General features: G+C 61.6%; 20 protein-coding genes. All 20 read left to right on the top strand.

From position 1 onward, the window contains the following. The first annotated feature begins 95 nt into the window (after positions 1–95). The 20 genes from E2F51_RS00380 (at position 96) to E2F51_RS00475 (ending at position 25,311) form a co-directional block, all read left to right on the top strand. The gene (locus tag E2F51_RS00380) at positions 96–434 is read left to right on the top strand and encodes a hypothetical protein (RefSeq protein WP_013200022.1); all 339 of its coding nucleotides are present in this window, start codon (positions 96–98) and stop codon (positions 432–434) included. Further along, positions 431–1,423 carry a conjugal transfer pilus assembly protein TraU gene (gene traU / locus E2F51_RS00385; RefSeq protein ID WP_134822437.1) on the top strand — a complete coding sequence of 331 codons (993 nt, stop codon included), beginning with the start codon at positions 431–433 and terminating at the stop codon, positions 1,421–1,423. Before E2F51_RS00380 ends, traU begins: the two co-directional genes overlap by 4 nt. Before the next feature lie 9 nt (positions 1,424–1,432). Further along, complete coding sequence (gene trbC, locus E2F51_RS00390) at positions 1,433–2,062, top strand: type-F conjugative transfer system pilin assembly protein TrbC (protein ID WP_134822438.1); 630 nt, start codon at positions 1,433–1,435, stop codon at positions 2,060–2,062. After that, complete coding sequence (gene traN / locus E2F51_RS00395) at positions 2,059–3,921, top strand: type-F conjugative transfer system mating-pair stabilization protein TraN (protein ID WP_134822439.1); 1,863 nt, start codon at positions 2,059–2,061, stop codon at positions 3,919–3,921. Before trbC ends, traN begins: the two co-directional genes overlap by 4 nt. Further along, complete coding sequence (gene traF, locus E2F51_RS00400; RefSeq protein ID WP_134822440.1) at positions 3,918–4,715, top strand: type-F conjugative transfer system pilin assembly protein TraF; 798 nt, start codon at positions 3,918–3,920, stop codon at positions 4,713–4,715. The genes traN and traF overlap by 4 nt, the downstream gene beginning before the upstream one ends. Before the next feature lie 10 nt (positions 4,716–4,725). After that, on the top strand, positions 4,726–5,154 hold the full coding sequence (locus E2F51_RS00405; RefSeq protein ID WP_134822441.1) for a hypothetical protein: 429 nt from the start codon (positions 4,726–4,728) through the stop codon (positions 5,152–5,154). Positions 5,155–5,188: 34 nt separating this feature from the next. Next, positions 5,189–5,806, top strand: coding sequence for an F-type conjugal transfer protein TrbB (gene trbB / locus E2F51_RS00410; protein ID WP_134822498.1), 618 nt, complete (start codon positions 5,189–5,191; stop codon positions 5,804–5,806). A 17-nt stretch (positions 5,807–5,823) separates the two neighbouring features. After that, on the top strand, positions 5,824–6,126 hold the full coding sequence (locus E2F51_RS00415; protein ID WP_134822442.1) for a hypothetical protein: 303 nt from the start codon (positions 5,824–5,826) through the stop codon (positions 6,124–6,126). After that, the gene (gene traH / locus E2F51_RS00420) at positions 6,123–7,490 is read left to right on the top strand and encodes a conjugal transfer pilus assembly protein TraH (protein ID WP_134822443.1); all 1,368 of its coding nucleotides are present in this window, start codon (positions 6,123–6,125) and stop codon (positions 7,488–7,490) included. The genes E2F51_RS00415 and traH overlap by 4 nt, the downstream gene beginning before the upstream one ends. After that, positions 7,483–10,506, top strand: coding sequence for a conjugal transfer mating-pair stabilization protein TraG (gene traG, locus E2F51_RS00425; protein ID WP_134822444.1), 3,024 nt, complete (start codon positions 7,483–7,485; stop codon positions 10,504–10,506). Before traH ends, traG begins: the two co-directional genes overlap by 8 nt. 16 nt (positions 10,507–10,522) lie before the next feature. Further along, complete coding sequence (locus E2F51_RS00430) at positions 10,523–11,083, top strand: hypothetical protein (RefSeq protein ID WP_134822445.1); 561 nt, start codon at positions 10,523–10,525, stop codon at positions 11,081–11,083. Between the two features lie 125 nt (positions 11,084–11,208). Next, complete coding sequence (traT, locus tag E2F51_RS00435; RefSeq protein WP_134822446.1) at positions 11,209–11,940, top strand: complement resistance protein TraT; 732 nt, start codon at positions 11,209–11,211, stop codon at positions 11,938–11,940. A gap of 364 nt (positions 11,941–12,304) precedes the next feature. Beyond that, entirely contained in the window at positions 12,305–14,947 is a 2,643-nt protein-coding gene (gene traD / locus E2F51_RS00440) for a type IV conjugative transfer system coupling protein TraD (RefSeq protein ID WP_134822447.1), read from the top strand. After that, positions 14,944–20,415 (top strand): conjugative transfer relaxase/helicase TraI, encoded by a 5,472-nt coding sequence (traI, locus tag E2F51_RS00445; RefSeq protein WP_134822448.1) that lies wholly within the window; start codon positions 14,944–14,946, stop codon positions 20,413–20,415. Before traD ends, traI begins: the two co-directional genes overlap by 4 nt. Before the next feature lie 22 nt (positions 20,416–20,437). Continuing rightward, positions 20,438–20,641 (top strand): hemolysin expression modulator Hha, encoded by a 204-nt coding sequence (gene hha, locus E2F51_RS00450; protein WP_134822449.1) that lies wholly within the window; start codon positions 20,438–20,440, stop codon positions 20,639–20,641. 25 nt (positions 20,642–20,666) lie between these two features. Then, a complete protein-coding gene (locus E2F51_RS00455; protein ID WP_134822499.1) occupies positions 20,667–21,440 on the top strand; it encodes a DsbA family protein in 774 nt (257 codons plus the stop codon). 42 nt (positions 21,441–21,482) lie between these two features. Then, positions 21,483–22,019, top strand: coding sequence for a phospholipase D family protein (locus E2F51_RS00460; RefSeq protein WP_134822450.1), 537 nt, complete (start codon positions 21,483–21,485; stop codon positions 22,017–22,019). A gap of 144 nt (positions 22,020–22,163) precedes the next feature. Beyond that, a complete protein-coding gene (gene repA / locus E2F51_RS00465) occupies positions 22,164–22,421 on the top strand; it encodes a replication regulatory protein RepA (RefSeq protein WP_134822451.1) in 258 nt (85 codons plus the stop codon). A gap of 278 nt (positions 22,422–22,699) precedes the next feature. Next, a complete protein-coding gene (locus E2F51_RS00470; RefSeq protein WP_134822452.1) occupies positions 22,700–23,764 on the top strand; it encodes a Replication protein in 1,065 nt (354 codons plus the stop codon). A gap of 935 nt (positions 23,765–24,699) precedes the next feature. After that, entirely contained in the window at positions 24,700–25,311 is a 612-nt protein-coding gene (locus tag E2F51_RS00475; protein WP_134822453.1) for a DUF2913 family protein, read from the top strand. Positions 25,312–25,805 lie beyond the last annotated feature (494 nt).

The following is a 25,805-nucleotide window of genomic DNA, read 5'->3' on the forward strand; positions in this document are numbered from 1 at the left end:
CCTCCGCTGCGGTACGCCTCAGCCTGCTCCCGCAGGCAGGCCTGATTAACGTCTGACTCCGGCAGTTCCTGCCGTCACGATGGAAACTCACCTTTATGACACACCCTGCTGAAATACCGGCTCAGCCGGTCGTACGTGATCGCTGGGGCGGCTGGACGCACCCGGCATTTTTTGAACCGGCACGCGGCGAGTTTGAAGCGCCCGGCGAATTTACGGCGTGGCTTGCAGAGCATCACCTCGTTTCTGCCACCACCTGGATGGAAAATGAGGTGGATGAATGGCAGATGGCGCGTTTCCGGCAGACCGGCAGCTGCAGCGACTGGTCACCGTCCCGCCCGCCGGGTGACGACTGGTTTACCGGCAGCATCCACGACACGGAGGACGGGCCGGTCTGCATCTGGCTGCGTCCCTGCCGGGATAAGGATGCCGCATGAGACCGTACCTGTTTGTCCTGGCGCTGCTGCTCAGCGTCTTCATCACCCGTCCGGCAGCGGCGGCAACCACCAACGCCGGCGACGGGCGCTGGGTGAACCCCATCAGCGACGTCTGCTGGAAGTGCCTGTTTCCGATGTCTCTCGGCAGCGTTCAGCTGGCCTCGGGCGGCCATCCGGACACGCCAAACCCGGCCTCGCCCATCCAGCTGTGCCCCTACGGCATCTTTTACCGCCTGGGGCTCGCCATCGGTTTCTGGGAGCCGCTGGCGCTGACCGACGTCACGCGCGAGCCGGGCGTCATGGTCAATATGGGCGGGTTCAAAATCGACCTTGGCCGTACCGGGACGGGGCGGGGCGGGCAGAGTGATTCCCCGTCGCCCGGCAGCTTCTACCACGTTCACTGGTACAAGTACCCGCTGATTTACTGGCTGAACATCATTACCAGCACCGGCTGCATGCAGACCGGAGACATGGATATCGCCTACCTCTCTGAGGTGGATCCGCTCTGGAACGACAGCACGCTGGCCATGATCCTGAACCCGGAGGTCGCGCTGTTCAGCAACCTGCTGGCGCAGGGCGCCTGTGCGGCCGACTCGATTGCCTCCACGGCGGGCGTGCCGCTTGATCCGCTGTTCTGGTGCGCCGGCGCGCAGGGGTCGATGTACCCGTTTACCGGCTTTACCAGCAACGAGTTTTCCCCGCTGGAGGCCTCGCTGCTGGTCAGCGAACGGATGGCCTTCAAGCTGCACCGGGAGGGGCTGGTGATGGAGACGGTGGGGGCGGACCTTGCGGTGTGCTACGAATATCCGTCCCCGATCATCCCGAAATCCCGCTGGCGCTATCAGATGGTCAACATGTACCCCGAGCCGGGTGACTGTCACCCGTTCGGCACCACCACGCAGCTCTGGGGTTCGGTGCACAACACCCCGGCCTCAAAGAAAAACTTCGGCTACCTCATGTGGCGAAAACGCAACTGCGTTTACCTGTAAGGACTCACCATGAAATGCACTCCGATGACGGCGCTGATGCTCAGCGCCGTGCTGCTGTCTGCCGCAGGCGCTCAGGCGGCGCAGCAGCCCACCGTATCCGGTAACGATATGGCGTACATGAAACAGCAGCAGCGCGACCTTGAGGTGTTCAAAAGTCAGCTGCAGGGCATGAATATCACCCTGCCGGATGCGCAGCAGGGGCGCGTGTCGCAGTTGCAGAATGAAATCGCCGCCGCCCAGTCAGAGCAGAACAGCGCCAGTCGCAGCACCCCGCGGGCGGTGTACTTCGTCAGCCTGGGCATCCCGGAAGAGGGGCTGCTGCCAATGCTTGCGGACGCGCGACGGTTCGGTATCCCGGCGACGCTGCGCGGCCTGCTGGACAACGACTTTCGTAAAACCGCCTCGGTGATGTTTGAGCTGTCGAAAAAGGACAAACGGGCGGGGGTGCAGATTGACCCGACGCTGTATCAGCAGTACGGCATCAAAGCCGTGCCGGCACTGGTGGTGACCTGCGGCGCGAAGTTTGACGTGCTGTACGGCAGCCTGCCGGTAAAGCAGGCGCTGGAGGCGGTGAGGCAGCGCGGTGACTGTGGCACAACGGCGGCGCAGCTGCTGCGGGACGGGGAGTCCGGGAAATGAAGCGCCTCTTTATACTCTTTTTTCTGCTGCTGTGTGCAACGGGCGCACGGGCCGATGCGGTGAGCGATGCCTACAGTGACGGCGCGGGCTACGGAAAAAGCAACGCCGGGCAGGGCACGTCCGCCACAAAAGGGACCGACCCGGCGTCGGTCATTCCGGGCTACACCGCCAGTCCCTCACAGAGCGGATATTACGGGGGCGTACAGGGCGGCGACGGCGGCATCAGCGACAAGGGCCAGACCGAACTCGGGCAGAGCGAGGCCGGGCAGGCCATCACCGATTCCTCAACGAAAAACCCGGCGGTCACCATCGACCCCAACGCGGACTTCATTCAGAACGGCAAGACCGCCGAGGCGAACGCGGGGACCGTAATGGACGGGACCAGCAGCCAGTGCACCACCAAAGTGGTGTCCAAAAGCGTGTTTGAGAACTATTCCTGCGACCGTGACGTGAACCAGGTTCAGACCTGCGCCCGCACGGGCAGCATTCAGGTCACCGGGTCGAAAGAAACCTACGCCACGCAGCTGGTGATGAACGCCGGCAGCTCCAGCGCCGTCCTCCTGGATAACTACTGGATACGCTATGACTTCACGGTGCCTGATGACGGCACGCTGACCAGCGGGACCTTTTCCTTCACGTTACCCTCCCAGCCCGGCTACAAGGGAGACTCCCGCCTTAACTACAGCATCTCAGCGCTCGGGACGTCCATCACCACCAACGTGAACAAATCGGGGAGCTTTGACATTGCCGCGCAGCACGTCACCAAAGGGCAGGTCGTCTCCTTACTTATCCGTTACAACACCGACGGGCACTATGATTCGGGGCGTGACGGGGTCATTAAAGCGCTGGCAAATGGCGGATATGTTATCACCGTCACCCTGCCGATGACCGCCGAGCGGGACACCACCTCGTCTCAGGTAGTCTGGTCGGAGAGCTGTGCTTTCGACAAGTCAACGGCGACGGCCGGGGCCGGTACTTCCTGCATCGATCCGGGCGGTAACCGCAGCGTCAGCCAGAACGGCCAGACTTACACGCAGTACAGCGACTGCTGGCAGTACTCGGATGCGTACATCGTGCCGGTGACGTCGACGGGCAACTGCGCACAGCTTATGGCCAACAGGAACTGCACGGTGGCGGCGCGCGCCTGCACCGCGTCAGAGGGCAGCTCCTGCCTGCACGAGCAGGACACGTATCAGTGCCAGACCACCTACACCTCCAGCGGGCTTCTGTGTGCCGGTAACTACTTCTGCCAGACCGGCGACTGCAGCGACACCACCGGGGCGGGTGACGGCGGGTTCGACACCGCGGTGGCCAAGCTTGCCGGGCTGGCTTCCGCCGGTGATGACGTGAAGAACGGCGGCCAGATAACGGTGAAGGCCTTTACCGGCCAGGCGATGTCGTGCCGTAAGGCGATGGCGGGCTTTTCAAACTGCTGCGTGGACACCGGCTGGGGCAACAGCTCGGGGCTGGCCAACTGCAACAGCGAGGAGATGGCCATTGGCAAGGCGAAGGCCAAGAAGGTGACGGTGCTGGTCGGCGAGGCCTGCGCCCGGGCGGTGCTCGGCGTCTGCGTGCAGAAAAAGCAGGCGTACTGCGTGTTCGGCGGCAAGCTCGCCCGCATCATCCAGGAGCAGGGCCGCCGTGACCAGCTGCACGTCAGCTTTGGCAGCGGCGATTCGCCCAACTGTCGCGGTATCACCGTCCCGGAGCTGCAGGCCATCAACTTCGACCTCATTAACTTCCAGGACTTTTATACCGACCTGATGACCAACCAGAAGATCCCTGACTCCGCCGCCATGGTGAAGCAGGCGAAAGACCGCATCGCCGCGCAGGTTAACGCGCAGACCGGAGGGAAATGATGAGAGCACTGTTACTGGCCGCCGTGATGGCGTGTACGCTGCCGGCGTTTGCGGACGGGCCGCCGCCGCCGGATGAGGTGGTGGATCCGGCCGACCCGTTCACCGGCTGGCACTGGTACAACGAGCCGAAGAAAAAGCCGGAAACGCCCGCGCCGAAGCCCCGGCCCGCACAGCAGGTGCCGGACTTCAGCCGGTTGTCACCCGGCGAGCAGGCCGACGTGCTGAAGGGCTACACGAAGGAGGCGCTGAACAACGCCATCCTGCACCCGTCGGCGGAGAACACGGCGACGTTCCTGCGCTGGCAGAAGTTCTGGACCGACCGGGCCTCGATGTTCAGCCAGTCGTTCGCGGTGGCGCAGCTGCATCATCCGGACCTCGACTACAACCTGGAACATCCGCACTACAACAGCACCGCGCCGCTGCAGCAGGCCCGCGACCAGGCGGACCAGACGCAGGCCATCGCGCAGCTCGCCGGGCAGTACGGGCTGGTGTACTTCTACCGCGGCGGCGACCCGATCGACGCGCAGATGGCGGGCGTGGTGGCGGACTTTGCCCGCACCCGTCACGTCGCGCTCATCCCGGTCAGCATGGACGGTCAGGTTTCACCGCAGGTGCCGGACAGCCGGCCCGACGGCGGGCAGAGCGCGCGGATGGGCATAAGTCACTATCCGGCCCTGTTTCTGGTCGACCCGGCATCAAAAGATTACCGCCCGCTGGCCTACGGCTTTATGACGCAGGACGACCTGGCGAAGCGGTTCCTCAACGTGGCCACCGGCTTTAAGCCGAACTTTTAAGGAGTCAGGCATGAAATCATTACGTCATGACCGCAGGGAAAGGCTGCGGGACACCGGCCGCTGGCTGCGCACGGTGGTGATGCAGACCTTTATGACCGGTCCGGCCCTGTTTTTCTTTGTGCTGGCCGTAATGGTCGCGCGCGGTAATGCCGGGAGCTCGTTGCTGCAAGCCGCAGAATCACTACTTCGTGATGCGCCGGCTGGCATGGTTATGCACTGCGTCCCGGCAACAACGGGCGGGGCGGGCAGTCCGTCGCCGGTCCGGCCGGCACCCTGCGTGAGAGAGGCCGAAAGCCGTGACGCCTGGGTGGCGGAAATCAACGACACGCTGGCCACGGTGTATACGTTTGCGGCGGGTATCAGTTTGCTGATTACCCTGGTTTTCAGGGCCCCGCCAGTCTTTCGCCGTCAGCCACACAGGAAGACCTATGACCAGTAAACGCATCTCACCACGCCTTTCGGGAGGAAACGTCATGAAGCTGAAAATGCTTATTCCGCTGCTGCTCATACTCGCGCCGCTGGCCGGGCAGGCTTCGGTGGCTGACGATATTGCGGCGCTGGAGAAGGCCAAGACCAGCACGGGCTGGGCACCGGCACTGCCGGCGCTCGGCTTACCGCAGGGCCGCGCCGGGCGGGCCCCGCAGATGATGACGCTGACCGACGGGCGCACGGTGAATCTCAGCGACTATGCCATCGTGGTGTTCATGCAGCGCGGCTGTCAGTACAGCGCGAAGTTTGATCCGGTGCTGAAGGCGTGGGCCGAACAGACGGGGATAAAGGTGTATCCGTACACGCTCGACGGCTACGGAGACAGCGCGTTTCCGGTGGCGCTTATTCCCCGCAAGGCCGGTGCGAATGAGCCTATTGCCGGGGAGATCCTGACCTTCTTCGGCAACGGGCTGCCCATCGCCACGCCCACCACCTTTATGGTTAACGTCAACACCAACACGGCTTACCCGCTTTATCAGGGCGTGACCGACGCCGGCACGATAGGCCAGCGGCTGGCACAGATGATTGAAGCAGACATTGACCACCTGGCACCCGACGCGCTGGGCCCGGTTCCTTCCAGTCAGGCGCTCACGGCCCAGTAACCACACGGAAAACCCTCATGCACGAAACACCTCTTACGCTCTCGCGGACCGAGACGGCGCTGCTGCTCGTCTGCGTCTCGCTGCTGGCCGCCGCCGGGCTGTATGCCTGGCTGGTCTGCGAAACCTTCAGCCCCGGCATTTTACCGTCACCCGCCCGGTCCGGCGATGGACTGGTGAACGGCCTGCGGGACTTCCCTCTGATTTTCCTTCTGTCGCTGGCAGGCGGGTTTGCCTGCGGTGCGCTGGTCAGCATCACGCTGCGCCGACAGGGATTTATGGCGGACAAATCACACGAACCGGTACAGGAGGGAGTCCGATGAAACTCCGTCAGTTAATGCTTTGCGCCGTCACCGCGCTGGTTGTCAGCAGCCCCGCCCTGGCAGACGTGCAGGGCGACCTTAACGGCTTTTTCGGCAGCCTTGGCTATGACGGAAACGTCTCCAAAGCGCAGGCGTGGCAGGGGCAGGCGGCCGGCTATATGACCGGCGGCTCAGTTTACCTGCGTAATCCGGTGAAGCAGGTCCAGCTTATCTCGATGCAGGTGCCCTCGCTCAACGCCGGCTGTGGCGGTATCGATGCCTACCTCGGCGCGTTTTCCTTCATCAACGGTGCTGAACTGCAGCGGTTCGTGAAGCAGATAATGAGTAATGCCGCAGGCTATGCCTTTGACCTGGCGCTGCAGACGATGGTGCCGGAGCTCAAGCAGGCGAAGGACTTCCTGCAGAAGCTCGCCTCCGACGTCAACTCGGCCAACATGAGCTCATGTCAGGCCGCGCAGGGCATCATCGGCGGCCTGTGGCCAGTTTCGCAGGTGTCGAACCAGAAAATCTGTCAGGACATTGCGGGCGAGAGCAACCTGTTCTCGGACTGGGCCGCATCCCGCCAGGGCTGCACGGTGGGCGGCCAGGGTGACAGCGTGACCGGCCGCGCCGGTGACGACATGAAGGACCTGGTGCTGAAGAACAAGAACCTGGTGTGGGATGCGCTGGGGCGCAACCACCTGTTCGACGGCAACCGGCAGCTCAAGGAGCTGGTGATGAGCATCGTGGGTTCCATCATCTTTAACAAGACCGGGGACGTCACCATCCTGACGCCGATGGTCGACAACCGCGACGTTATCACCGTGCTGATGCGCGGCGGTACGGCGAAGATTTACGGCTGTGACGATGCCGACCTGTGTCTCGGCCCGACGGTGACTGACGTCACGGTAAGCAGCGATAACGGTCTGGTGACGCTGGTGCGCACCATCATGCTGTCCATCAACCAGAAGCTGGGTGACGACACCGGCATGACCGACCGGGAAAAGGGCTTCATCAACACCACCTCGGTGCCGGTGCTCAAGTACCTGACCAACTCGCGCAGCATGGGCATGAGCCCGACCTACCTTATTCAGGTGGCGGACTTTATTGCCCAGGACCTGATGATCCAGTACCTGCAGGAGCTGGTGAAGCAGGCCGGGCAGTCGCTGGCCGGCAAGAACTTCCCGGAGCAGGCCGCGGGCGAGCTGCGTAACAACGTGGCGCAGGCACAGTCGCTGCTGGCCCAGATGAAGCTGCAGTCGGCGGCGGACCAGAACGCGCTGGACGGCATCGACCGCAACATGCAGTACCTGCAGCAGCAGGTCTCCACCATCATCTCCACGTCCTATCAGGGCAACTACCGCTGGGGTAACGGCAATGACTGAGGTGTACACGATTTACGGCGGTGACATGTGGCGTCAGGTGTTTAACGGCGTCGTCACCATTCTCGGCTCGTCCACGTTTGACACCCTGCTGCGCATCGTGGGGCTGTTCGGCGTGCTGGGGGTGATGGTTTCCTTCATCAAATCACGCAATCCGATGGTATTTATGCACTGGCTGGCGGTGTTCATGCTCATCACCTCGGTGATGCTGGTACCAAAGCGCAGCGTGCAGATTATTGATATCACCGACCCGGCGGCGGTGTACGAGGTGGACAACGTGCCGCTGGGGCTGGCGATGATTGCCGGGCTGTCGACCGGTTCCGGGTTCGGCGTCGCCCAGCTGTATGACTACGCGCTGTCGCGCCCGGATTCGCTGACCTACACGAAATCCGGCATGCTGTTCGGTTCGCAGATTGTGGCGCAGACGTCCGATTTTCGCACGCAGAACCCGCAGCTGGCGCAGATGCTGACCGATTACGTGGAGAACTGCGTTATCGGCGACATCCTGCTCAATAACAAGTACACCATCAGCCAGCTCCTCAACAGCACCGACCCGCTGGCGCTCATCACCGCTAACCCGAGCCCACTGCGGGGGCTCTACCAGACCACCGGCAGCGGGCGTGAGTTCGTGACCTGCCAGCAGGCGGTGGTCACCATGAAGACGCTGATGAACGATGACGTGCGTATTGGCGGGGTGAGCTGGCATGATGCCGCGACGCGGCTGTTTGGCAGCAAGGTGAATGCGGATTCGCTGCTCAGCAACGCCATGGACGAGAGCTACGGCTTCTTCTACAAGGGCGGCCTCAGCGCCTCGCAGATTATGCGTAATAACGTCACCAACGCCGCGGTGCGCGACGGCTGGAAGGGCTTTGCAGCACGGTCGTCCGACACGGCAAACCTGGTGAACCTTGCCACCGAATCCAGCATGACCAAGCAGCGGCTGAGCTGGGCGGCCGGTGGGGCGATAGCCGCGCGAACCCTGCCGCTGTTCCAGTCGATGATGATGCTTATCCTGATTGGCCTGTTCCCGCTGGTGATAGCCCTGGCGCTGACCAGCCACAGCATCTTCGGGCTCAACACCCTGAAGCTGTACGCGGGCGGGTTCCTGTACTTCCAGATGTGGCCGGTCATGTTCGCGATTCTGAACTCGCTGGCCAACTTTTACCTGCAGTCGAAAACCGGCTCCACGGCGCTGGTGCTGGCCAACGCGGACCGCGTGGCGCTGCAGCACTCGGACGTGGCCAACATCGCGGGCTATCTCAGCATGTCCATTCCGGTGCTGTCGTTCTTCCTGACCAAGGGCGCAGCGTCGGTGGCTTCGCAGGCGGTGGGCGGGGTGATGAGCTCGGCGGCCTTCGCGGCCGGCGGCCAGGCCTCCACCACGGCGGACGGTAACTGGTCCTTCAACAACATGTCGACCGATAACGTCAACGCCAACAAGTTTGACACCAACATGCTTCAGCGGTCGGGTTCGCAGGGCTTCCAGACCGGGAACGGGGCGATGCACACGCAGACGGCGGACGGGCATAACGTGTATGACACCAGCGGGGCCATATCGAATCTGCCGGTGAACATGCGGCTGAGTTCGCTGGCCAGCAGCGGCTTCTCCGAGCAGTCGCGCCAGGCGCAGCAGGAGGCCCAGACGGCGATGGACGGCTACAACCACAGCGTGACCAGCGGCTTCCAGCAGATGACCCAGCTCAGCAGCCAGCACGGCAACAGCGATTCGGTCACGCAGGGCAGCGACAGCAGCATAGCCAGCAACGCCTCCCGCGGTGCCAGCCAGATGCAGTCCGCCGTGGAAAGCTACGCGAAGTCGCACAACGTTTCTGAACAGCAGGCGTATAACCAGCTGATGGATATCAGCAACCAGGGCAGCGTCGGTGCGGGCCTGAAAGGGTATGTGAAGTTTGACTCGGGTGACCAGCTCGCCGGCAAGCTTGGCAAGTGGGCAACAGGCCTGAGCGCGGGCGGTGAGGGCAGCGTCAGCACCGACTTGCGGCACGCGTCCGGCAGCTCGCACGGCACGCAGGACAGCCATGCGGAAGGGCGTGATTACCGTCAGGACCAGAACAGCCAGGCCGTGCGCGACTTCCGTCAGGGAATGGATATGGTGACCTCGACGCGTCAGAGCGAGTCCGGCAGCCATACCGACAACCAGTCGAATTCGCAGGTCGAGCAGTTTGCGGCCACCCTGAACGATGCGAAAAGTCAGTACCACCAGTATACTGACAGCAGCACGCGCAGCCAGGAGTTCAGCCGGATGGCCACGCTGGCGCAGAACCAGAGCGCCAGCCTAGACGCGAACTACAATCAGGAGTTTGTGGACTGGAGTACAGCGAAGTACGGCAGCGACGCGCAGAACGTGCTGACCAACGTGAACACGGCGCGCGAAGCGGCCACCGAGTTTATGAAGGAGCGCCTGGAGCCGGAAATCCTGCAGAACTACGGCGCCCGCACGGAACAGACCGCCGCGCAGCCGCTGACGGCCTCGTCATCGCTGCCGGATGTGCAGGAAGCATCACGGGGTAACGTATCAGCCGGACCTGAACCGGGCGAAAATGCACCGTCAGGTGAAGCACATCAGACCGGGTCAGGCAGACGGGAGCATGTCGCCGGGGGAGGACAGCGTGAGGTGACGCTGCACAACCGGGAGCATAATCTGAGTGCCCACGCATCGCCACCGTCTGAGACCATGACGGAAGATTACCGGGCCGGCGTGAACCGGCTGCAGGAACGGCCCGGGGCTGCCGGGATACCTGAAAACGTGGCGGAACGGGTGGCAGAACAAAGATCTGCCAGCGGGGAAACTATCAGGGAAAACGACGGTAAAATTGGCCAAAACAAAACCACTGTTCAGGCATCCAGTGATATACTTAAACATGAGCATGATTCTGCGAAGGGAAGTTTTAAAGCTGGTCATGATAAAGAGTTAAATGAACAAGGTCAGAAGCCTAGAGAAAATCTTGGAAATGACTTTGATAATAAATTAAAGGAACTTAGGCGGCGTGCCGGATAAGTAAGGGGTGCTTGCGATGATGTATGACGATATTAAGAAAGATGCGGATTTTGTATTTGATAGCCTTGCGTCTGGAAAACAATCTGTACCCTCGGTACTCGATGTGATCAAATTGAGCGCTGTTTATCCTCTGTCTTGTTTGTCATTTTATGTCTTATCGCTCACATATATCATTTATAGTTTTGTACCTCCGGACGATGTATGGATTAATCCGACCTTACATTATCAGGGGCTGATTCTTGCCTTTGGCGGGTTCACGCTCATCCTGTCAATTGCAATAATGGCTATGTTGTACACGCCGTTCATGCTTTTAGCCTCAATACCAAAAGAAGTCAGGATTAAGTCATTCCTGGTGCGGAAATTAACTGGTCTGTTTAAAAAAATCTGTACAGCATCGATAGTGATCAATGGCATATTTGCAGTCATTACAGCATTTAATCCGCAGTTATTTTATGCCGCGCCATTCGTTCTTCTAATCAGTTACCTCATCATGCAAGCTATTATTAGTTCGGAATTGATGCGTTATGGCATTGCGGGCGTGATGAGTAAATTCGCCCAATTTATTAAAAAGATTTAAGTTCTCTCAGCTTTCGCCAATACCCCCTCCGCTTTCTGACGGAGGGGCTTTCCCCCTGATATATCCCTAAATGATTTTCCTCCCGGGTGCACCTGCGCCCGTTTATCTTTGACAAGGATCTGCAAATGAAAACCCGCAATTCAGTTGTGGCGGCTGTGGTCGCCTCATGCCTCGTACTTTCCGGTTGCAGCGCGATGGGAACCGCCATCAAAAAGCGAAACCTCGACGTCAAAACCCAGATGAGCCAGACCGTATGGCTTGAGCCTTCGAACGAAAAGACCGTTTATCTGCAGGTGCGTAACACGTCCGACAAGGACATGAGCGACCTGCAGACGCTGCTTTCACAGGACCTGCGTGCGAAAGGCTATACGGTGACCTCCTCGCCGGATGCGGCGTATTACTGGATCCAGGCCAACGTGCTGAAGGCTGAAAAAATGGACCTGCGTACGGCGCAGGGGCTGCTGGGCAGTGGTTATGAAGGTGCCGCGACAGGTGCAGCACTGGGGGCCGGTATCACCGCCTACAACAGCACGTCGGGCGGGGCCATACTCGGTGCAGGCCTTGCGGCAGGGCTGGCTGGCATGGCCGCCGATGCGCTGGTTGAGGACGTGAACTACACAATGGTGACCGATCTGCAGATTTCAGAGCGCAGCAGGGCGTCCGTGACCACCGATAGCGTGTCCGCACTGCGTCAGGGAAGTTCCGGCGTGAAGCTGCAGACCAGCAGTGAAGAGGGCAACCGCATCAAATACCAGACGCGCGTGGTATCAAATGCCAACAAGGTGAACCTCAAATTTGAAGAGGCGAAACCAATCCTGGAAGCGCAGCTGGCCAAATCCGTGGCCGGTATTATGTAAGTCCCCGGTGGCGGCACTGGCTGCCGCTGCCGTAAATGGGTCCGGTAAGCAGGGCACAGGTGCTGCATGAGACGCCCGTTCTCCTGACAACACGGTGCCTGTTTCCCGTTTACCGGTCCCGGTTTCCCCGGATTGCCTTCAGTACGTGCCACCCTTTACGCCGGTGTGGCCGTGGCCGCTTTAATTACCGTGATATGACGCCTCCTCACCCTGACGGCCCGTCAGGGCTGCGGCGGGCGTTGCGCGTTACTCCGTTTTTATTCTGACAGCTGACCGGGCCAGCACGCCCGTTTTCCCTTACTGATTATGACCGCCTGCCTCTCCCCCGGGGCGGGCTTCGCCTGCGCGTTTGCCGGAGTCTTCCATGAGTTTCACCCCTAAAAACCTTACACAGGGCGGTCAGATGACCGCCTACCGCCTGCGCATGTTCGTGCAGGTGAACCAGTGGATTTCTCACTGGATGGTGCTGCTTTTCCTGGTCGCCACGGGCGGGCTGTTCTGGGCCGTCACCCCGGATGACACGCTGCGCAACGGCTTCTGGTTCTGGTCAGGCCGCCTGTTTTCCAGCTTTCTGCCGCTGATGGACCGCAGCAGTCCGGCCACGTGGGATATCAGCTGGCACTGCGAACCGGCGAAACTCTGCACCACTAAGCTGACGCTGGCGCAGCTGCTGGCCAGCGAGTGGATGCAGGTGCAGGGCGCGCAGCTGCTGCAGAACCTCAAGCTGTGTGCCGCCGGGTGTGGCACCGTCGCGCTCGCGCTTTTCTGCTACATCGCCTGGTACGTCGGGCGCATCGGTAAAAAGGAAAGCGAGGACGAGTATATCTCCGGCATGAAGCTCACCGACAGGCTGGACGACGTGAACCGCCAGCTGAAGAAGGCCGGCGAGAAGTCAGACCTGCAGATTGGCGGGCTGCACATGGTGAAGAACGCCGAGGTGATGAACTTCCTTATCCACGGCACCATCGGCGTGGGCAAGTCCACCCTTATCCGCTGGCTGCTGGACTACATCCGCCGGCGCGGTGACCGGGCCATCATTTATGACTCCGGCGGCACCTTCATCGAGACCCACTATGACGAGCGGCGGGACAAGATCCTCAATCCGCACGACAGCCGCTGCGAGAACTGGGTGCTGTGGCGTGAGTGCCCGGAGGGGGTCGATTACGAGAACCTTACCGCCGCGCTTATCCCGGTGGAGGGCGACTCGGATCCCTTCTGGGTCTCTTCGTCCCGCACCATCTTCAGCGACGCGGCGATGCAGTTTGCCGCCGCGCCCGATCGCAGCATCGAGACGTTCCTGAAAACGCTGCTGTCCATCGATCTCAAAAGCCTGCGCGAATTTTTGAAGAACACCCCGTCTGCCAACCTGGTGGAAGAGAAAATCGAGAAGACCGCCATCTCCATCCGTTCCGTGCTGACCAACTACGCCAAGTCTCTGCGCTATCTGCAGGGGCTGGACAGGAGCGGCAGGCCGGAGTTCAGCGTCCGGGAGTGGATGACCGACGCACAGTATGACAACAGCTGGCTGTTCATCTCCACCACCGCCCGTCACCGCAAGGCGGTACGCCCGCTGATTTCCATGTGGCTGTCGCTTGCCACGCTGCAGCTGCAGAGCATGGGCGAAAACAGCGAGCGGCGGGTGTGGGTTATTGGCGATGAAATCGCCGGCCTGCAGAAAATCCCCGAGCTGAACGAAACGCTGGCCGAAGGGCGCAAATTCGGCGCCTGCTTTGTGCTGGGAATACAGAACATCCCGCAGCTGGTGAACATCTACGGCCGTGAGATGGCCAAGGCCATTTTCGACCTGCTGAACACCCGCGCCTACGGCCGCTCGCCGAGCGCCGAGGTGGCGAAGATGGTCGAGGATGAGCTCGGTCACCAGCGCCGGCGCGAGGCGCGCGAGCAGAACAGCTTCGGTCTGGACCAGATCCGCGACGGTATCTCCATCAGCAAGGACAAGGTCAACGAACCGGTGGTCGACTACGACCAGATAATGACGATGCCGAACCTGCGCTTTTACGTGCGGCTCCCCGGCGAATACCCGGTGGTGAAGCTGGCGCTGAAGTACCGCCGCCAGAAGAAGTATCACCCGGCGCTGCTCGAACGGGATTTCCGCGACCGGCTGAGTCCGGAGCTGGAAAGCCTCATTAAGAACAACGAGAGCGCCGCCCGAACCGCCGGGCTGAGTTTCCCGACCGGCGATGAGCTGCTGGAAGGCCCCCCGGCTGCCGGGGCAGATATCCCGTCACCGGTGCTGAAAAGCACGCCGGCGTCCGCAAAAAAAACGGTCTCCGTGACGCCACGCGCGCCGGTCAGACCGGCTCCTGAGGCGGCTGAACCCGTCACGGTCGTGCCGGAGGTTCCTCCGGTTCTTCCGCTGCGGGAGGCGCATCACCAGCCTGAACCGGCCCCTGCGCCGGTAACCGGTAGCGAAAAACAGGCTGACACGCCGCTGCCGGCGAACGTCCGGGCCTTCACGCCACGTTCCCGCACGGACACCCCGGTGCCGGCCAGTCCTGCACTCTCACCTGCGGTAACGGCACCCGGCACAACGCCTGCAGAAGACCAGTCTGAGACGAGGGCGAAGGCCAGCCCGGCCCCCGTTATTCCCGTCACCCCCGTCACCCCTGCGCCGGTCCTGCCGGCGATGAATGCCCCGCTCCGGGGACCGAGCGCGCTGGACATGCTGGCCCGCAAGGCCGCCCGTAAGCCGGTCACCGGGTCTGGTGAAGGGGATGACGATGATGCCCCCGTCGCTGAAGCACGGGGCGAGGCGCCTGAACTGCAGATGGCGGTGGAAACCGACGAGCGCGGGGAACTTACGCTTCGCACGGCGGGCACCCGCAAGGCTTCCCCGGAGAGCCGGGAAGAGGCGTATGCGGAGCAGTACGGCCGCGCCGGGCGCCTGATGGCCGATGAAGAACAGAACATCCTGCGCCACCGTGACGACTACGAGGCGTATCAGGACATGAGCGACCACCATGAACCCGGAGGGTATGAACGATGATGACCGTCGCCCCGGTGGCGTCCGCTGCGGACGCCGCAGGCTATTACAGCAGCAAGGACAACTATTACTTTCTTGATGACCTGCAGAGCCAGTGGCTGGGCGAAGGTGCACGGGAACTCGGCCTTGAAGGGCCGGTGGACCTGGACGCGTTCACCGCCGTGCTGCACGGTAAGCTGCCCAACGGCGTGGAGCTCGGTAAGGAGGTGCAGGGCAGCCACGTTCACCGTCCGGGGCATGACTTCACCTTTTCCGCCCCCAAAAGCATCTCAATGCTCATCCTTGCCGGCGGCGACAGGCGCCTGCTTGAGGCGCATCACGAGGCGGTAAAAGAGACGCTGGCGGTGATGGAGCAGATGGTCAGCGCGCGCGACACTAAAGACGGCGTCACGTCCATCGTGCCCACCGGCAAAATGGTGGCCGCGCTGTTCACTCACGACACCTCGCGCAACCTGGACCCGCAAATCCACACCCATGCGGTGCTGGCCAACGTCACGGAGCTGGCCGGCAAATGGAAGGCGCTGGCCACCGACTTCGTGCACGGCGCGGGATTCATCGAAACGATGTACCGCCACCAGGTGAGCTTCGGGAAGATTTACCGCAACGCGCTGAAGGGGAAAACCGAGGCGCTGGGGTTTGAAACGGAACTCACCGGCGGCAAACACGAGCTGTGGGAGGTGAAGGGGTTTTCTGACGAGGTACTGGACGCCTTTTCCTCCCGCCACCGCGAAATACATGCGCGCGTCGGCGACGAGGCCTCGCTGAAAAGCCGGGACGTGGCGGCGCTGGACACGCGCCCGCGTAAGCAGGATATCAGCCGTTACGGTGAGGACACTGCAGCCGTACCGGCCACGGAAGCGCTGACCAGAACGCGGGCGCAGCCTGAAGCCGGGGTAAGCCGCGAGGAAGGCCCGGACGGGCGCGCAGGGACAATCCCCGGACCTGCAAAGGAGACCCCCATCAGCAAGCCCGAAACGGCCGACGGGCGCTCCCGCCTGCAGGACCGCTGGCAGCGGCAGATGGATGACCTCGGGTTTGACCTGTCCGGGGTGATGAAGGAGGCGACGCTGCGGGCCGCTGAGCGGCCGTTACCGGGTGAAGAGCGCCCGCTGCCGCCTGACGCAATGGCGGCGGTCCGCACCGCGATTTCGGTGCTGAGCGACAGCCGCACGCGCTTCACCTACGGTGACCTGCTGATGACCGCACACGAGGCCGGCGAGGCGCAGCAGTCGGTGCCTCACCTGCGTCAGGCCATTGACCGGGCCGTCAGTGAGAACCTGCTGGCACCGCTGGACGGCGACAAGGGCGTGTTCACCTCGCACATTCACCTGCTGGATGAGCTGTCCGTGCAGGCGCTGGCCGCCGACATGGTGAAGGAGAACAGGGTGGTGAGCTTCCGTTCCCCTGAAAACGACGCGCCGGCACGGCTCAGGGGCGTGGAGTTTGCCCCGGTGGCCATCCTCAGCGCGCCGGCATCGGTACAGCGCCTGCGTGAAACCGCAGAAGAATTAGTGACAATGTCACGCGAAAACGGCCGGGAAGTGAAGGTGCTGGCCAGCTCGGCCGAGCGCGGCATGAGCCTCGGCAAGTCCGCGCTGCTGAAGGACGACATTCTGTACCGCAGCCGCGTGCTGGACAGCACGTTCAGCCTTTCACCCCAGAGCACGCTCATCGTGGAGGGGGCGGAAAAGCTCGGACTGAAGGAGATGCTGGTGCTGACCGGCGAGGCGCGCGAGAAGAACGCCCAGCTGCTGTTTCTGGACAGCGCGGGCCGTCAGTCAAATGCAAACGCATTATCGGTCCTGTCTTCGGCCGGCGTGGAGCGGCACGGACTGACCGAACCGGCCCCCGGACTGGAAGCCCGGGTCATCAGCATCGGCGACAAGCGGGACCGTTACCGGGCGCTGGCCGGACGCTACGCGGACCTGAGCAGACCGGACGCGACGGTGACCGCCAGCGTGGTGGGGGCCCGCGAACAGCAGCAGCTCACCGGCCTCATACGTGACGCCCTGCAGAACGCGGGCAAGCTGGGGCGCGACGCCGTCAGTATTGAAGCCCGCACGCCGGTATTTATGACCGCTAAAGAGCGCAGGCTGCCGGCCAGCTGGCAGGCCGGAATGGTGCTCGAAGACCGTTCGGAGAAAAGCGACACCCGGCACTACGTGATTGACCGGGTGCATGCGGAGACCCGCATGCTGTCGCTGGTTGACGCGGACGGCGTGCTGAGCCGGGTGAAGCTGGGGGAGCTGACCGGCGACTGGCGGGCCTTCACTGCGGAGAAAATCAGCGTGGCGCAGGGCGAGCAGCTGTTTGCACTGGCGGCGGACAAAACCGCCGGGCTGAAGGCGCGCGACCGGCTGACGGTCACCGGCGTTGATAAAGACGCCCTGACGCTCACGCGCGCCGGGCAGGGAAAACCGCTGCGCGTGGCGACAGACCGGCCGCTGTACGTCACGCACGGTTACGTCAGCGCCCCCGGCAGCCGGGACAACGAACAGGGGACCGTTCTGGCGAGCCTCAACGCCCGTGACCTGTCGGCCAACATGATGAACGCGCTGGCGCAGTCCGGACATGAGGCGGAAATCTTCACCGGCGAGGCGCTCAGCCGGGCGGAGGAGCGGCTTGCCCGCATGCGGACCACCCGCTCACCGCTGGAACTGGTCCGTCAGGCCAGCGGAAAGGAGGAGACCGGCGAGGCGCTGACTGCCCTGAATGCGGCCGTGCGTACCGACGTGCAGAAAGCGGTATCCCGGGCCGTGGCGCAGATGCGGGACGTCTCGTTCTCCGAGGTCAGGCTGCTTGACCAGGCCGTGAGCTTCACGGACGACGTGGGTGCCCTGCGCGGGGAGATTGCCCGGCTGGCAAAGGCCGGCGACCTGATGCCGGTGAAGGTGGGGGGCGAACCGCGCTACGTGGCGCGCGCCACCTGGGAGATGGAAAAGGCCATCATCGGCGAAATCACCGCCGGGAAGAACACCCAGGTGCCCCTGATGCCGGACGTCCCGCCATCGCTGCTGAGCGGCCTGACGGACGGGCAGAAGGCGGCCACCACCCTCATCCTGCAGAGTACTGACCGCTTCACCGCGGTACAGGGCTACGCGGGGGTGGGGAAAACCACGCAGTTTGCGGCGGTGAAGGCGGCCATCGATACCCTGCCGGAAGGTGAACGTCCGCTCATCATCGGGCTGGCACCCACGCACCGGGCGGTGAAGGAGATGCGCGATACCGGCATCGATGCGCAGACGCTGAAGTCCTTCGTGATGGACTGGCAGCAGCGCAGCGCCGCCGGCGAGAGCGTGCGCTACGACAAAACGCTGTTTCTGATTGATGAGTCGTCGATGCTCGGTAACCAGGACACGGCGGCGGCCTACCGCGCGATTGCGGCCGGCGACGGGCGTGCCGTCCCGGTGGGGGACGTGGCCCAGCTGGAGTCGCCCGAGAGCGGCGCGCCGTTCCGGCTGATGCAGGAGCGCAGCCCGATAGACGTGGCGGTGATGAAGGAGATCGTGCGCCAGCGCGATGCGAACCTGAAGTCGGCGGTTTACAGCGTTATCGAAAATAAAGCCGGGGCGGCGCTGGAGAAAATTGAGCAGGTGTCGCCGCTAACCGTGCCGCGCAGGGCGGGGGCGGTGCCGCCGGCCCGCTCGGTGGCTGAAACGCAGGATCCGGTCGCCTTCATCGTGGCCGACTACATGAGCCGCACCGACGCGGCACGGGAGGAAACCATGATACTGGTGCAGCTTAACGCAGACCGGCGGGCCATCAACAGCGGGATCCACAACGCGATGGTGGCCACAAAAGAGCTGGGCGACAGGGCGGTGACGGTGCCGGTACTGGACAGGGTGACCGGTGGCCGGCACGACTTTAACCGCATTCAGGACTGGAAGACGGGGCAGATGGTGCTGGCAAACGAACGCTACCTGAGCGTGACCGGCGTCGACCGCGGCACCGGCCGGGTGCTGCTGCGCGATGAGAACGGCCGCATGCAGTACTACTCGCCGGCGGAGCTGAACGCCACGGAAATCGAGGTCTTTGAGAAGCGGAACATCGAGCTGCGTGAGGGCGACAGCGTGCGCCTGAACAAAACGCAGAAGCGGGCCGGTCACGCGGCGCACGAGCAGTACCGGGTGGAGGCGCTGCGCGACAACGGCGAAATCGTGCTGAGGAACCGGGACGGGGTGAAGGTTATCGACCCGGCTGCGGTGACCGCCGACCGGCACGTTGACTATGCGTGGGCGGTCACGGGCTACGGCGGGCAGGGCGCCAGCGCCGCCTATGACATCGTGCTGGAGGGAACGGAGGGCGCGCGTGAGCGCATGAGCGGCATGCGGGCCTTCTACATTAACGTCTCGCGGGCCCGGGACCACGTGCAGGTGGTGACCGACGGCCTGGATAAGTGGGTGGCCACGCTGCGCGAGAAGGACACCGGGCCGGCCACGGCGCACGATGCGCTGACGCCGGAACCGGCGCGGGCGCAGGCCCGCAGCATCTGGGCCATGGGGCAGCCGGTGGCGAAGACCGCCATCGGGCGGACCTTCCTGCGTGAACAGGGGCTGAAGGATGCGTCGGTGACGGCACGCGTCATCCCGCCCACGCACAGGTTTCCGGCGCCGCACCTGGCGCTGCCGGCGTATGACGGCAACGGCAAGCCGGCGGGCCTCACCCTTATCCCGCTGCAGCCGGATACCGGGCAGATAAAGGCGGGCGGGGCGCGCCAGCTGGTCACGGACGGGGCGCAGGCCGCCATCCTGCAGAAGAGCCGCAGCGGGGAGACGCTGATTGTCAGCGATCTGACGCAGGGGCTGGCGGCCTCCCGGGACAACCCGGCCTCGGGCGTGCTGCTGCTGACCGGACGGCATGCCCCTTCCGCGCAGCTGCTGAAGGTGGCCGGAGGGCTGCCCGACCGCGCGATGCGTCCGGATGCCACGCTGCTGCGGCTGGTACAGTCTGAGCTGCAGGCGGTACTTCGCGACCTGCCGACGGCTGACACGCAACATTCCGTCACCAGCGACCCTGATATGATGCGTGAGCTGGCCAGCCGGATAGAGGAAAGGATGAAGCAGCAGATACCGTCCCTCCCGGGTGAGAAAGTCCCGGACTACGCTTCACTGGTGCGTGACGCGTCGGCCGCGCTGGCCGGCAGTGACGTATTGCCGGGCGGTACGTTGCGGGCGGTACTGAGCGCGCTGTCAGGCTCCGGAGTGCCGGCGGATATGCGCCTTAACGGCGATGCGACACAGGGTGGCGGCGTACCGGCCTCCGTGCTGAAGCAGGTGCACGAGGAGCAGGCGCGGGGCAGGACGCAAGCCGGTCCGGAACAGCCCGCCGTTTCGGGGAAAGCCCTGTCCGGCGCGGTGCGGGAGCTCGACAGGCAGCACGCTCCTGAGCTGCCGCCAGCGCCACGCGGGCAGGAAATGGAACATAAGGAACTAAATCATGAGCCACAGCGTCATATCCAGAAGGAACGTTAACCTGCTGAGAAAAAAGAGAAAGATGACACGAGATGAATGGCTGTACCGGCTGCGCCGGTGTACGTCACCGGACACGCTGGAGAGGGTGGCCGAGCATCAGAATTACACCCTGACCGGGGACGAGCTGTACCGCTTTAACGCCGCCGCCGACCACCGGCGGGCCGAGCTGGTTTCCGGTCGTCTTTACGACAAAATCCCCAAATCACTGTGGCGCCACGTGCGCTGAGGACATCCCTTTGAAACACACCTTTATGAAGGCGGCCATGACGGCCGCCCTGCTGTGCTGCCTGTCGTCTGCGGGGGCGGCGCAGCCCGCCGGGTCTTTCACCCCTGAGCAGCAGGCTCAGATTGGCCGGATTGCCGGTGATTATCTGCTGGCACATCCGGAAATTTTACTGCAGGTGAGCCAGAAGCTGCAGGCGCAGCAGGCAGAGCGTCAGTCGCTGGCCACGCGCGCGGCCGCGGTGAAGCTGCCGGGCCCGCTGACCACTGACCCGGACGTGCCGGCGGTGGGGCCAGACGATGCGCGCGTGGCGGTGATTGAGTTCTTTGATTACCAGTGCGTGTTCTGCAGCCGGATGGCGCCGGTGGTTGAGCAGGTGATGAAGGCCCGCCCGGACGTTAAGTACATCTTCAAAGACTGGCCCATCTTCGCCGGCAAATGGGAAACCTCCCGGACGGCCGCGGAGCGCGGTCTGCAGGTCTGGAAACAGAAAGGGCCGTCGGCCTACATGACCTACCACAACGGGATTTATGCCACCGGGCACGATGAGGGACAGCTGACGCAGGCGGACATTGACCGGGTGAGTGCCACCGCTGGCTTTGACCCGATAGCTCCTGCGGACATCTCCGCGGAGGCGGTGACCGGACGCAATGACGGTCTGGCGCAGGCCACCGGACTGACCGGTACGCCGGGCTTCATCATCATGCCGCTGAGCGGTGCCACCACGGAGAACACCACTATCCTCGGCGGCGCCGTACCGGCAGAGCAGCTGCAGGCCGCCATCGACCGTGCGGCAAACTGATCGTGACGGGCAGGTTTGCTACTGATTATCAGGAGGAAGACGATGCGTAAACACGCTTCATACATGATGTTAATGGCAGTCCTGGGCGGCGTTCCTGCGTTCAGCGCCGTGGCTGCGCCGGAAGTCGCCGTGGGCTTTTCACCGGAGGGGAACGCGGAGCAGCTGGTTAACAGCACCCTCGGTGATGCCCGGGAAAGCATCCGGCTGATGGGATATTCGTTCACATCCCCTGAAGTGGTTAAGGCGCTGACGGCAGCAAAACGCCGGGGCGTGGACGTGAGGGTAGTCGTGGATGAGAAGGCCAACCGCAGCCGTATCAGCCAGTCGGCCATGACGCTGCTTGCCGGGGCACAGATACCGCTGCGCACCGTGAGCGTTTTTCCCATCACGCACGATAAATTTTTCGTGGTGGATGGGGGTACGGTGGAAACCGGATCGCTGAACTTCACCCGCTCAGGTGAGCGCTACAATTCGGAAAACGTCATTGTGCTGAAGGACATGCCGGACGTGGCGCAGCGCTATCTCACTCACTGGCAGAGCCGGTGGGATCTTGGAACCGACTGGGCCCCCGCTCAGTAGCATTATCACTTCGCAGGTCTCATATCTTTCAATCATGACGGGCGCGCCAACGCCGGTCACGCTGACATTCAAAGTAAGTCGCTGATTTACAGTAGATGTAGTATCCTCATCCTAGATTCCTTTTTGAACTGTGAGGAGGCTGAAATGCCGCATGCTGTGAATCAAGAATCATCCTCATCGAAAACTAAGCGCCCTTACAGAAAAGGCAACGCACTTAGCGATGCTGAAAAGCAGAGTATGTCTGTTGCTCGTAAACGAGTGACTCATAAAGAAGTGAAAGTTTTCATTGAGCCGCAACTTAAAGAACTGCTCATGAATATGTGCGAGCAGGATGGATTAACGCAAGCAGAAGTGCTTGGGCAGTTGATTGTACGTGAAGCGCGTGACAGGAAGCTGACCTAGTGGGCTTACCTTCTTGATACTTTAGTTATTGAGTGCTAGATTGCTGATCGGCTAGAAAATTCTTGGTGGGCCACGCCGTAAGGTGGCAGGGAACAGGCTCTGACGTGAATTTGTGCGGGGCCTAGAATAGCAAAAACCCCGATAATCTCTTCAGTTTGGCGACGTGAAGATTACCGGGGTCCACTAAAACTGTATAGAGTTTGTTGCTCTATGCAGGGAGTATAGTTTTATGCCTTTTAAAGGTCAACTCCCCCGGCGCAACATAAGCGCAGGGAGTCGTGTCTGAACGCCTCTTTACAATTTCTCCGACAGGGGCTGCATCAGCGCCCGCTGGTGCATACCGTCCCTCGCGTCGCGGTGAAGCTAACCGTCAGCGCAAGGGTCAGGCGAAAACGCACCGCAATCACCAGCCTCAGTTTAATGAGAAAACTCCGCGCGGCATGGCGTCAAAAGTGGTGGCCTGCATCCGTGGCCATGACTGGTGCCGTAACGGCGACCTGACCGAACTCCGCCGTCAGGGCTACACCCCGTATTCGCGGATGTTCGATAAAACGTTCCGCCCAAGACCCATGCGCATTACCCCGCGCTCGGAGAGCCGCGAGGCCCTTACGGCGCTGTCGCTGGTGCTGGCCGCGAACTGCGACTACAGCCCTGACAGCGAATACATGTTTGAAGTCATGCTGCCGGTCGAGGATATGGCCCGCCGCATGGGCGTCCTGCACGTTTATGAGAGTGGCCGCAAGGCATACGACGTCCTGCTCAATGCCCTGCGGGTGCTGGAGCAGCTGGACTATGCGGTAGTGCACCGCGACCGCGACAGCGATTCGGGCCAGAACAAACCGATGCGCATCTTCCTGACGGAAAGCTTCTTTACCTCGCGCGGCATGACCGTCGAAAACGTCCGGGAGTGGCTGCACAAGTATCGCCAGTGGGCTGTTGCCTCTGGCGTTGCCGAGTCTATGCGCGAGAAGTATGCGCGTCACCAGCTGAAGATGGCCCGCCTGGGCATCAACATCGATAACCATCACTCGCTGAAGAACCGCCTGAAGCAGATAAAGCGCTGGGTTGTCAGTCCGGAGCTGCGGGCCGAGAAGCAGCGCGTGACTTCCGACCTCGAGGCCGCGCTGGATGGCCACGCTGGCAGGCTGCGGCAGCTGCGTCCGCGCGCTGATGCCGGACGCTGGCAAGCTGCGTGGGTTCGCTGGTCATCAAGTCAGTCATGTCCGCCGGCGCAGCGCTACACGCTGGAAGCGGCCCTTAAGGCAGAACACCCTCAGCTTCACGTCACCGACGCGGAGCGGTATTATCGCCTGCTGCTGGAGCGTGCCGGCGTCACCCTCTGATTTACCCCCCTCTTAAATAACCGCGCCCGTCGCGGTGTCTGTGCTGGCGCTGAACGGATAATCCCGCGCCCGGCAGGCTTTCGCGCGCCTGAAATCCGGTGTCGGGCACCTTCCTGACCACTCTTCACGAAATCAGACGGCCGCGGCCGACAAGAAAGGACATTCAGCAATCGCTTAACTTCGAACCTTTCATCCATGTGCCTCCTTCAGTGCTCTTAATTTCGAAATACCCCTCCGGATATCGTTAATTCCGAACGTTACTTCTGAACAAAACATGCTTTCTAAAGAAAGAGTCCCCGGAGCCCGCTACGCAGGCATCGGGTAGCTCCCTTCGCCTTGCTCAGGGCACTCCTTTCCAGCAGCAGTAAAACGAAACTATGACAGAAAATAAGTAGCACCCCGGCAGGCCGGGGCAGACTGAATTAGTTACAACATTCATCTATGGTGGCAACAGCAGTCGTTTCAGCATCCCTTCCCCATGCAAAGCCGCCCCGCACCGGGCCGGAGGCCCGGAACAGAGTGGCTTTATAATGGGTGTTGTAACTAAACAACGATATCGCTTCAGACATGATGCTGAGGCTACTGAGTACACGCACGTAAGCGCCAGAGGCGCTAACGCGGAGATACGCCCGGTCTGCGACCGGGCCACTCCGACTGCGCAGAATAGGCTTCTTAGTCGCTGATAGCGGGTCTGGCTTTGCAGGGCGAGGGGTTGGATTGGTGGTTCCTATCAATACAGGGCGGCTGTGCCGCGCCACCGGCGACACTTAGCTGATGAGTTACAGGGTATAACGGTTGTCGCCTTCATGCGTAAACGCATAAAGTAAAAAACCCTTTAAACATTCAGTAAATTTAACTATAACGGTATAACTGGTACTTTATACCTGACATATGAGGCATACAAGGTGGGTAACAGCAGGGAGAGGTAAGTATCTGTGAGTACTGAATCATTAACGAAAAAATCCGCTCACCTGGCATGGTGCGCCATGGTCGCACTTCAGCTGGCAAAAGATGACGGCCAGATCCGCTCTGAATCACAGGAAAATCTGTTCCTGACCCGCTGGCTGTCCACCGCACTAAAACAGCACCGGTTTCCCCGCGACGTGGCGCCTGATATCGAATGGTTACTGAAGCAGGGCAGGACTCTGGGAGCCAGAGCAAAGATACTCCACAAGCTTGATTATCTGTGGCGTTCCTGCTCCGGTGAGCTTTCGGAGCAGAATGATTTGTTCCGGCTGACATACGCGCTTGAAACGGCAAAGGAGATGCGCTGGATATTCCGGCTCCTCACTGACAGGGAATGGACAGGCCGGAATGCGATACCAGTAAATGCCAGCGTTAACGCGTTTTACCTGTCCCGTTCTTCTCTAGACGCGGCTTTTGATGATGATGGACATCAAATCAGACCGCTTATGACCAGGGCTACTGGCTGCGCGGAAGAACGGAAGCAACTGCTTGACCGCTGCGGCTGGAAAGCTGAGCCGTGCCCGGATGAAGCCGGAATGTTCCTTCTGATGGCCTCCGGTGGCGGCAGGGATAAGAACTGAATCACCATACTCGCTTTAATGGAGCCGCCTGGAAAACGGAAAATATCCTAAGTTAAACTTCTTTTTTAAGCAGGTATGACTGGCAGCTTTGAGCGAGGAGCTGACATTGGCATATGGGATTTTCGACGAGCGGCCGTGGTACGCGATCGGCGGATATCAGTTTCTTGCAATGGTGCTAATCCTTGTGGCTAGCAACCTGATACATCGCTATTTTGACGACTGAAATTGACGTAAGTCAGGCTTTCAGGCCTATTTAATGCGGCTCAATGAAGCGGCGTTTTTGTTTGAGCAATATGGGCGTTTGCCGAACGGCGGCAGATTGTGAACGGGTATGCAGGCCGTAATTCCGGATGAGTAGTAGATATTGACGGACACGTCACAATAGAATAGTATTCTAACTACAACTCAACCCCGAACGCAGCGATTAAGTTCACTGGCTGTTGGGGTGAAAAAACCGGCCAGCGAGCCGGTTTTTTCGTATCTGAAGGGAAGCA

It is taken from the genome of Erwinia sp. QL-Z3 (genome assembly GCF_004551645.1).
Taxonomy (GTDB): Bacteria; Pseudomonadota; Gammaproteobacteria; order Enterobacterales; family Enterobacteriaceae; genus Erwinia; species Erwinia billingiae.